This window comes from Sphingomonas sp. SORGH_AS_0950 (genome assembly GCF_030818415.1).
Taxonomy (GTDB): domain Bacteria; phylum Pseudomonadota; class Alphaproteobacteria; order Sphingomonadales; family Sphingomonadaceae; genus Sphingomonas.
The window spans coordinates 153257-162166 of sequence record NZ_JAUTAE010000003.1 but is presented as its reverse complement, the minus strand read 5'-3'; the positions used below and the strand labels follow the sequence as shown (position 1 = coordinate 162166).

Annotated in this window: 7 protein-coding genes; 5 read left to right on the top strand and 2 right to left on the bottom strand. The window is 53.6% G+C overall.

Annotated elements, in window-relative coordinates; translation table 11 throughout:
• Positions 1-67 precede the first annotated feature (67 nt).
• Complete coding sequence (locus QE385_RS19820) at positions 68-952, top strand: TauD/TfdA family dioxygenase (protein WP_307105242.1); 885 nt, start codon at positions 68-70, stop codon at positions 950-952.
• Positions 953-1199: 247 nt separating this feature from the next.
• Positions 1200-1820 carry a polysaccharide deacetylase family protein gene (locus QE385_RS19815; protein ID WP_373424741.1) on the top strand — a complete coding sequence of 207 codons (621 nt, stop codon included), beginning with the start codon at positions 1200-1202 and terminating at the stop codon, positions 1818-1820.
• Positions 1821-1863: 43 nt separating this feature from the next.
• Here the strand turns inward: QE385_RS19815 and QE385_RS19810 are convergent, their stop codons facing one another.
• Positions 1864-4062: a TonB-dependent receptor gene (locus tag QE385_RS19810; protein WP_307105238.1), complete on the bottom strand. Its 2199-nt coding sequence runs from the start codon at positions 4060-4062 to the stop codon at positions 1864-1866.
• A gap of 210 nt (positions 4063-4272) precedes the next feature.
• Between QE385_RS19810 and QE385_RS19805 the strand changes: the two genes are divergently transcribed.
• Both QE385_RS19805 and QE385_RS19800 read left to right on the top strand, forming a co-directional pair.
• A complete protein-coding gene (locus tag QE385_RS19805; RefSeq protein ID WP_307105236.1) occupies positions 4273-5325 on the top strand; it encodes an alpha/beta hydrolase in 1053 nt (350 codons plus the stop codon).
• 93 nt (positions 5326-5418) lie between these two features.
• Complete coding sequence (locus QE385_RS19800) at positions 5419-6141, top strand: 2OG-Fe(II) oxygenase (RefSeq protein ID WP_307105234.1); 723 nt, start codon at positions 5419-5421, stop codon at positions 6139-6141.
• A 6-nt stretch (positions 6142-6147) separates the two neighbouring features.
• Here QE385_RS19800 and QE385_RS19795 read toward each other — a convergent pair whose 3' ends face one another.
• The gene (locus QE385_RS19795) at positions 6148-6963 is read right to left on the bottom strand and encodes a hypothetical protein (RefSeq protein WP_307105232.1); all 816 of its coding nucleotides are present in this window, start codon (positions 6961-6963) and stop codon (positions 6148-6150) included.
• Between the two features lie 368 nt (positions 6964-7331).
• Here QE385_RS19795 and QE385_RS19790 point away from each other — a divergent pair, with 368 nt between their 5' ends.
• Entirely contained in the window at positions 7332-8909 is a 1578-nt protein-coding gene (locus QE385_RS19790; RefSeq protein ID WP_307105229.1) for an L-tyrosine/L-tryptophan isonitrile synthase family protein, read from the top strand.
• Position 8910 lies beyond the last annotated feature (1 nt).

Below are 8910 nucleotides of genomic sequence, written 5' to 3'. Positions count from 1 at the left end.
GAACCGAAGACCGGATTGAAAGCCGAACGATCGGGAGCCTGCTCAGGCACGAACGAAAAGGATGGCAATGCACATCAGCCCCATTGATGCCCATGATTTCGGCGCCCGCGTCGGAGGGCTCGACATAGCTCGTCTGCAAGACGATACCACGCGCAAACAACTGCGGCACCTGCTTGCCGACAGAGGTCTGCTGATAATCCATAACGTGGAGCCTGATCATATTCTGCAGGCTAGTTTGAGCGAGGCTTTTGGCTTTGTGAAAGCCTACCCTGAGACCGAAAGCGTGAGATTTCGCGGGAGCCAGGTCCCTGCGATCGGAAAAATGACGAGCTCGCCCGGCGCCGCCACAGTAGTCGAATTCGGAGGACGGCGACTCGCCGGGTGGATGCCTTGGCACTACGATCAGTGCTACAATGATAAACCAAATTGTGCACGAACCTTGCGATGCGGCGAGCAGCCGAAATCAGGCGGAATGACCGGATTTCTAGACGGACGCGAACTCTATCGCCACCTCACGGAACCGTTGCGCGAAGCGATCGCCGAATGCGAGATCGTGTACCAGCACAACCTTTCGGTGGCCGACCTTCGCTACGGCGTTCCTGCGGGATTTCGCCTCGTGAGTTTGCCTCAAAGACAGTCAGCACAACCACCGTCGACCCCGCGTGTAGCCAGCCATCCAGCAATCCGGTACTGTACGTCCGGTGAGCCAATCCTCCATTTCTCACCATGGATGGCTACGGGGATCGCTGGGCGCCCGAAGCCGGAGGGCGATGCGCTACTCGACGCGATCGCACACGAGATTTGGCAACTCGCCGACACGCTAGCCTACTTTCACGAATGGACGCCGTCTGACATCATCGTGTGGGACAACCTGCGCATGCTTCATTCATCGACCGGCCACGATCCTTCGGAAAGCCGAACCATGTTTCGTAGCACGATTCACGCGGCATGACGCATGCGCATGCGGAACGCTCAAAGCCAAAAGGTATGGGACCGAGATGAACCGCTTGACCTACATCCTGCACGGTAGCTCCACGCATTGGACGAGGGCTCTGCAGTCAATGCGACACTACGTACCCGAGAGAGCGCTTCGCAAATACCTAACCGCTCGCAAAGCCAAGTTCGTTGACCCCGAATCGGATCGCCGAGGCGATGTCCTTACAGTTGATGACTCAACGCGGGCTGCCTATGAAACCTGCATGATCGCGCGCGAACTTGGTCATGCGATCACTCTCTTCGTCAACCCATCACAAGTTATTTCCGGGAACGACTATTGGTTCAGCCGTTTCGACGCTCTAGTCGACGGAAGAACGGTCCGAAGGTGCAACTTCCAAGGCGTCGCATATCAACTCGATCACAAAGAAGAACTGCGCACATTTCGCTTTGCAGTAAGGCCGCAGTTGCTGGTTGCTACTGAGGCTGAAGCGCAATGGCTGCTGGACGAAGTCGAGGCGGTTCTCGGGGCAGGAGAGGCACAAACTGGCGAGCACGCACGCTCTTTGTCGCGAGACGAATTTGACCAGCTATGCGAAGCGGGGGTGCGGATAGGAAACCATGGATGGGACCATCAGTGCATTAGTGCTTTAAATGCCGAGCAGCAGCGCGACAGCATAATTGCCGCTGGTGATTGGCTCAGGTCGACCTCAAAGCAGCCCGTGCGGGACTATGCTGTTCCTTTCGGCATCGAACGCCTCCATCCCGACGCACGGCCGGCTTGTTCCGGGACTGTCTATCAGGTCGATTCCGGCCTTCCGCCTAAGGCAGCAGACCCGAGCAGCCTTTTTCGCTTAAACTTGACACCGACGCTTCAGGAAACCTGACTGAAACGCTAGCACGGTACCGAGCTTATGAACGACGTGGCGGTCACTTGTCGCCTGAGCTGAGTCCAAACTTATACTTTAAGCCGATGAAGAATATTTGACCTGGAACGATCAGCGCAGTCCGTCGAACGAACGTATTCGAGGTAATGGTATCCCCATTATTTATCTGGCCAAAGATGTTCGTGAAGTTGGCCACGAGCTCACTCCGAGGCAAAATATCGTAGCTCGCCGACAGATTAATGGAAGAATATGCATCGCTTACTCCGTTTGAGCTGAGCGAGCGACTATATAATTGAGATCCGATCTGCACCTTACCTTTTGATTTGAAGTTCCACGTCAAGTCCCCTTTTATAATAAAACTATTCCTCTGGAGATCATATATGTAACGATCTATTATTATTGAGTTAATTTCATGAAATACATCTGCGCCAACGTCAATCTTTACTTTCTTCGATAGTCGCATGTTCAACGATGTATCAACTCCGAAATTTCTACCCTTAGAGGCATTCTGAAATGTCGAGGTAAGATAAGGTTGCGTTGGGTCAGATAATTTTAGAAGGTCTACAATCTCATCGCGGGACGTTTTAAAGTAGGCCTCGGCTACAAAATCGACAATATTGAAATTATGCTCGTATTTAGCAGAATATTTATCAATGTTTTCCGGTTTGAGCGCAGGATTTCCGACATTCGTGACCGTATTGACTACCAATCGAACTGGGGCGAGCTGGTCGACGTCGGGACGATTGACGCGCCGGTTGTAAGCGAACGCTATCGAATCGTTAATGCCTAGGTGAGAACTAACGACCGCACTCGGGCTCCATGAAGTGCTACCATTAGTGACAGACGATCCTGCGTCAACCTGCCGTATATTCCGGTCAACGTCTTCGAACCTCATTCCACTACGGATGGACCAGTGACCGATCTCTTTCTTTAACTCAGCATATGCAGCCAAGTAGTGCTCACGAATGCCTGTCAAAGATGCAACGGCCAAACCAATATTTTCACTACTTAACAGGGTAGACTGAGAGAATTTGATAACATCACGCGAGTTTTCTATTTCAGCTCCCGCTTTTAGTTCCAACGAAGATGACAGGTTGGCCTGATAGTCGAGCGCCGTCGTATACACTTTACCGTCCTGCAGCCACGATTGCATCAATCGCGAGGGCGCGTCGCCATCGTAGGCCGTGACGTCTGACGAAACCCGGTCAGTGATAGGGTTCTGGTAGGAGGCTTTGATCGAAAGTTTGTCGTCGGTCAGCAGCCTCGCGTGACTAAACTCACCTGTCAAAGTATAGTAATTATAATGTTGCTCGGCAATATCGTGGGTCTGAAAGGTTGTCCCTGGATCACCCGCTAGGCGGCTTATGAGCGTTGTCGAAGAATAGCGGCGAGGCCGGTATCGCAGCGCTCCCTCCGCAGACACACTCACTTTGGTGCGATCGGAGAGCGCGTAATCAGCGGAGAGGCCTCCGGTTAAGTTACGGTACGGAAAGAAGGTCGATCGGTGCTCGATCAGCCTTGCCACCTGCGTGCCGCCGATATCGAAAGTGCGCAGATCGACGTCGATGAGATCGGCCCGGATATCTTCTCGATAGCTTAAGGTCCCGCCAAACGTCCATTTACCGGCACCGATGGAACCGTCAAAAGACGCATTTCTGCGCTTGTGCGGCGTCCCGAGATTGGCCGAAAGGTCAGCTTTCGAAGCCGAGGCGGACGGTTTTTTAGTGATGATGTTGATTACCGTCGCCGCGCTTGATCTATATTCCGGCCCCGGTGATGTGATCACCTCGATGCGCGCGATCGTGCTGCCCGACATTGATTGCAAGGCGGCGCCCAGATTCCCACCGCGCATAGCTGGCGACGGCCGACCGTTAACGAGCACGAGCACGCCGTCACCGTGAAGTTTGACCCCGCCGTTGGCGTCAACGCTGACTGAAGGCAATGTCGCCAGAACGTCGGCTACGCTACCGCTTGTTGCCTGAAGGTTCGCATCTAAGTTATAAACCGTTCGGTCGTCTTTCTGAACGACAGGAGGCGTCGATCCAGTGACGACGATTTCCGGTTCGGCATGTTTGTGCGCAACGTCCTGCGCGCAGGCCTGGGAAACAGCCGAGAATGAGAGCCAAGCCCAAGCTCCGTACGTAATTGCGCACTTATACCTTTTGTCACGCAACGGCACACCAACAAATCCCCACAAATTGAAGGCGTTATTTAGACTTTTGAAGCCTAATGCGCTGAACATCTATAAATCACTTGCCCAAATTTCCAAGTGTAAAATATTTAATTTGATTCAAGTGCCGGCTTTTGCGAATATGGAATCATCCGGTCAAGCCTCCAGCACGTTTGTTTCCCAGATTACGGCGCCTAGGGTAATTAACCAATTGCACGCAGCCCCCCGCCGACTATGGACATCGTGGTAGACGGCAGTATACTCATGCGAACGAGAATAAAGGTGAACAACATCCGCCTTTCGGGAGTTTGCCCAATTTCGCTCCGCCGTTATATTGTCGCTGGCTTGGCGCTTATCTTCAGCGTTGGCTTTGCGGCCTTCGTCGCCCCCAAACATCGTGAGGCTGCCCTACCATCAAAGCAGACAAGCGCCGCCCAGCCGGATCGCCAGCTCGTTGGCGTTTGGACCCCGCCCGCCGGCTTGGTGCAGGAGCCAATTTGGCCAGGCGCCGCCCCCAACTCCTCGCTCGAACGCGGCAAGGCAGAGACGGTGCTGACCCGCTGGACGCCTGAGGCACTGGCTGGCGACACCTCTCAAGCGGTCTTCAATGTCTCGATCCCAACGATGACGATCTTCCCGCCCAAGGGACACAGCACCCGTGCGGCGATAGTGGTCTTTCCGGGTGGCGGTTTTTCCGCCGTCGTCATCACATCCGAAGGTACCGAGATTTGCAAATGGCTGGCTGAGCAGGGTATCACCTGCATTCTCTCTAAGTACCGAGTGCCCTACACGGGGCACCATTGGGACGAGAACTGCAACTGCGGGGTGGTGCCAGCGTCGCCCAATGCTCTGCAGGACGCTCAGCGCACGCTGCGCCTCGTTCGGTCGCGCGCGACCGAACTGGGAATCGATTCGACAAAGATTGGTGCGATGGGCTTTTCTGCTGGCGGCTATCTCACGGCCCAGGTTAGCAACATTTTTAAGCTCGCGTACCGCCCCGTTGACAAGATTGACCAAGTGAGTAGCCGTCCCGATTTTGCCATAGCCCTCTATCCTGGCCACATTTGCCGTCCTGGCCGCCGTATTGACCCTGACTTGCACGTAAGTAGGTCTGCCCCGCCGACCTTCCTCGCGCAGGCGTGGGACGACCAAGTCGACGATATCTGTAACGCTCTGCTTTATGCCAATGCTCTAGACCAAGAAGGCGTTCCTGCGGAAGTCCATCTTTTCGCCCGGGGCGGACACGGGTTCAATTTGCGCAAGGGTAAGAACGCCTCCGCCCCATGGCCGACGTTACTCCAGTCATGGCTGCGCTCGATAGATATTATCGGTTAAGAGCGCTTAGCCTATAGAGCCGCCGCGTTACGATTGCACTAAAAATTGCGCAATGCTAAGACGTATTGCGCAATTTACGATCGGAATTTAACTATGACAGTCTTCGACGAAATGCGCTGGCACTGGCCTAGTGATTTTGCGGACCTCCATCAACGATTCCGCAGTGCAACACCTTTCCCGCACATCGTTCTCGACAACATCTTTCCGCCGCAAGTCGTCTCGTCGCTGTACGACGAGATTCCGCAGGCGAGCGATGAAGCCTGGATTCGGTGGGGCGGTGGCAAACCCGAAACATGCAATGTGAAATTCAAGAAGCGGGGCCTGTCCGATGTCGCGCGAATGCCCGAGCCAATTCGACGCATGTTTGCAACCTTGACTTGTGATCGCTTCGTCACGGAGCTCAGTGCGCTTACGGGCACCGGGGATCTTGTCATTGACCCAAGCTTCAGCGGCGGCGGAGTGCACTGTTCAGGACAAGGCGCCGCGCTACGAGTGCACGCTGATCCAATTCGCCATCCGGATCCTGGCGCGTATGATCAGGCGATCAACCTCATTCTCTACATCAACCCGAACTGGGAAGAGCATTTTGGCGGTGAGCTTGAGTTATGGTCACGTGATTGCCAGCAATGTGAGACCTCAATCGCTCCCCTTTTCAACCGCTTGATCGTCTTCCAAACAGATCGGACAACGTTCCACGGCCATCCAAGACCGAACCTATGCCCACCGGACCAGTATCGTGCGTCGCTCGCGGTATATTATTACGTCAAACGAGATAAGATAGTGGATATCGTCAATAACCGACCGATCTGGCGATGATGCGCCTCACGCCCGGTTAACCTTACGAAATAGGTCCAGCGTTCTTCTTAATGGCTGCTCGGCCCAACATAGGCCTGGAGGTATTACTATAGATTCAAGGATTTCTATATAGCGAGAGATATATTTGGCAAAACCGGTGCGTGACTCGGGAAGTTGCGAAAGCCAGCTGGCAGAGCACGGGGTTTTACTCGTCACACTGATAATACGATCGAGGTGGAGATCCACAAAGCCGAGGGTTTCGGCAGCCCTCGAGGCATCAGTATGCTCGACGAGATCCGGGCATTTCAATAAGGCACGGCGCGTCAAACCGTGATTGTTCGTGCAATAGCGATACCGAAACGCCTCGGCTTTGCCGACGCCATCTGCCGCCATGGAACCGGTGACCGTAAAGGTCGTGACGTTGCTCGCAAGCCGGACAAATGGAAATACTACCGCGTCGACCAAGTTGATATTAATTGATGCTACATACGCCCCCAAATCCGGGGAGAACCAATCATCGTCGTCATGGTAGAAGAGCAGCATGTCATCCGGAGGCAGGTTGTTCACAATATCACTAATCTGCAAGCTATCAACGCGAACCGCGCCCTCGACGCGGGCAAGGTTTTCATTTGCGATAGCGCATAGCTCGGCGCGACAGGCAAAGTACGACACCCGCGAAAGTACGTTCCAGCGCTCGATGAACTGCGGAATCCTTCGATCGAAACGAGTGTCATGAAATGGGAAATAGCGTTCCGCCGCTATGAAGCCATCCGTTTCATAATCAACCGCGAGGCCTTGCCAAGCGGGCGAAGCACGGCGAGCGAGAACGACCTTAACCGTCATGCGCGCAAGACTTTCGCCCAGCCGAAATCACTGATCGAAGGCCGAATGCGCCGAGCAACACCTGGATCAAGCGGTTTTTTTGACCGACGGCTCAATCTTACCTCGCAATTTAGGGTGAACGGCCAAATAATTAACATTCCGGCGGATATCGCCAGAACGCCGGGGATCGCGACACTTCACTATAGTTATACATCAGTTTTTGCTCGACAATTCCTCTATCCGCAACCGTTTTTTTGACCAACGGCGAATTCAGCAGTAGTTGGTGCCACAGTCAATCAGTTTCACCTTGACACCCTCCCTCGCTAGGTTATGCTTGGCATAACGTGGGTATTATAGAGACTTGCCTGTTATAAGGTGATCTTCATACGATGCTAACTCCAGAGCAAAATTCCTACGATGGCTCGAAGTACAATGCCGGTCTCGATAAAATCGACGAGGCCGTTATAAGCTCACATTTTATGCAGAGATTTTCTAGCGACAGAAACTTCAATTTGTATAGCGACGAGGATTTCAAGAAGAAAAAGGTGATAGTTTCCCCGGAGTTTGTAGATCAATTTTTGGCAGTTTTACTCAAGGCCTCAAAATCTTTCTCAGAGCACCGCGCGACACGTGCGAAATTGCGCGCTGCGGAATATTTTCGTGAATATGGTGTGGCGCGGCCAAGCGATCTAAATGCGGCGCACTTTGTGGCCGAATTCATTTTCGATCGCAATTTTTCTCGAAAGACGGTGAAGTTCCATTCGCGCCGTCTTCTGGCAGACATGATCGCCCAGCGCATCGCCACTGGGCAACTGATTTCGCTCGTCATACCGGCGCTGCCTTTCAAACTACCCTCTCCTTTGAAGTCCCGTGGTTCAAGTCCAGATCTTGCAGAGGTCAACTTTCTTCTCCAGCTGTTTGAGATTTCCTGCGGGATTGACTTACTCTACCGCGAAATGCGACCAGAATCATATGGGCCGCTCTCTCGATTCTACGTGATATGCGATGGCAGGCGCTTCAACACATTGGTCGGCGTATCCGACGCAGTCGTGGGGCGCTACGGAGAGCGGGTCAAGGCTTGGATCGATCGGTTAGGGATATCCAATTTCATCGAGATTGTAGATTACCGCGGCCTGCTTCAGACCCGGCTACCGCCCGATCTCTTGGCTGAGAAGGTAGCAATCCGCGACACGGCAGAAGACACATACGCCGATCTCATGTGGCCCATCTTCGATCCGGGCCAATTGCGCCAGAGCCTAAGCATGAGTTCGTTTCTCGAGCCTGATCCGGAAAAGCTCAATCCGGAAGGGCGATTTAGTTCGCTATTTCAGTCGCTTATGTACACGATTCGCTACCAATGCCTTGAGGACATTGCATCGCTGATGCCTGGGGCGGCACTATCGAACTATGACAATCTCTATTACAAACTTGCTGCTCATTTCTTTGAATGTTACTCGAATACAGCACCCTGCACGCTTGAGGACGTACAGTATCAAGCGCGCGCAGGACGGGGTCTATCAGGTTCGGCGCTTGAAGCGCTGAGACGGGCAATGCTGGGCGAAGTATGGCAGGCCACGATTCGTTACATGGCCGAGATCAAAAGTGACCGTGAACTTTCGCACGAGCCAATTACAACTTGCTTTCCGGATGCGATTCGCTGGACAATCCATGCGAAGCGAGGACAAATCGCGATCTGCACACCCACGACACTCGGGATTTCGGTGCAGGCCTGGGCCGGATCGGCAGTTTTCAAACGCGCGAAGAAGAACCGCACTCAGCTATGCACGCTACCGGTGATTGCCCTCGAAGGAGCGGGCGCTATACCTGTCATCGTGCAAGACGCAGCCGGTATCTTTGGACTAGGCGATCAACCGCTTTTCTACGTATATCCCGACATCGCCGAGCCAGGTTGGAACTTATCAATTGGCGACCTGACCGATTCGCTCGTGCGCTCGAGAGCGGCGTAAC

Coding starts and splice junctions, on each gene's coding strand:
- QE385_RS19820 (WP_307105242.1), top strand. CDS start 68: ATGCACATCAGCCCCATTGATGCCCATGATTTCGGCGCCCGCGTCGGA.
- QE385_RS19815 (WP_373424741.1), top strand. CDS start 1,200: ATGATCGCGCGCGAACTTGGTCATGCGATCACTCTCTTCGTCAACCCA.
- QE385_RS19810 (WP_307105238.1), bottom strand. CDS start 4,062: ATGTTCAGCGCATTAGGCTTCAAAAGTCTAAATAACGCCTTCAATTTG.
- QE385_RS19800 (WP_307105234.1), top strand. CDS start 5,419: ATGACAGTCTTCGACGAAATGCGCTGGCACTGGCCTAGTGATTTTGCG.
- QE385_RS19795 (WP_307105232.1), bottom strand. CDS start 6,963: ATGACGGTTAAGGTCGTTCTCGCTCGCCGTGCTTCGCCCGCTTGGCAA.
- QE385_RS19790 (WP_307105229.1), top strand. CDS start 7,332: ATGCTAACTCCAGAGCAAAATTCCTACGATGGCTCGAAGTACAATGCC.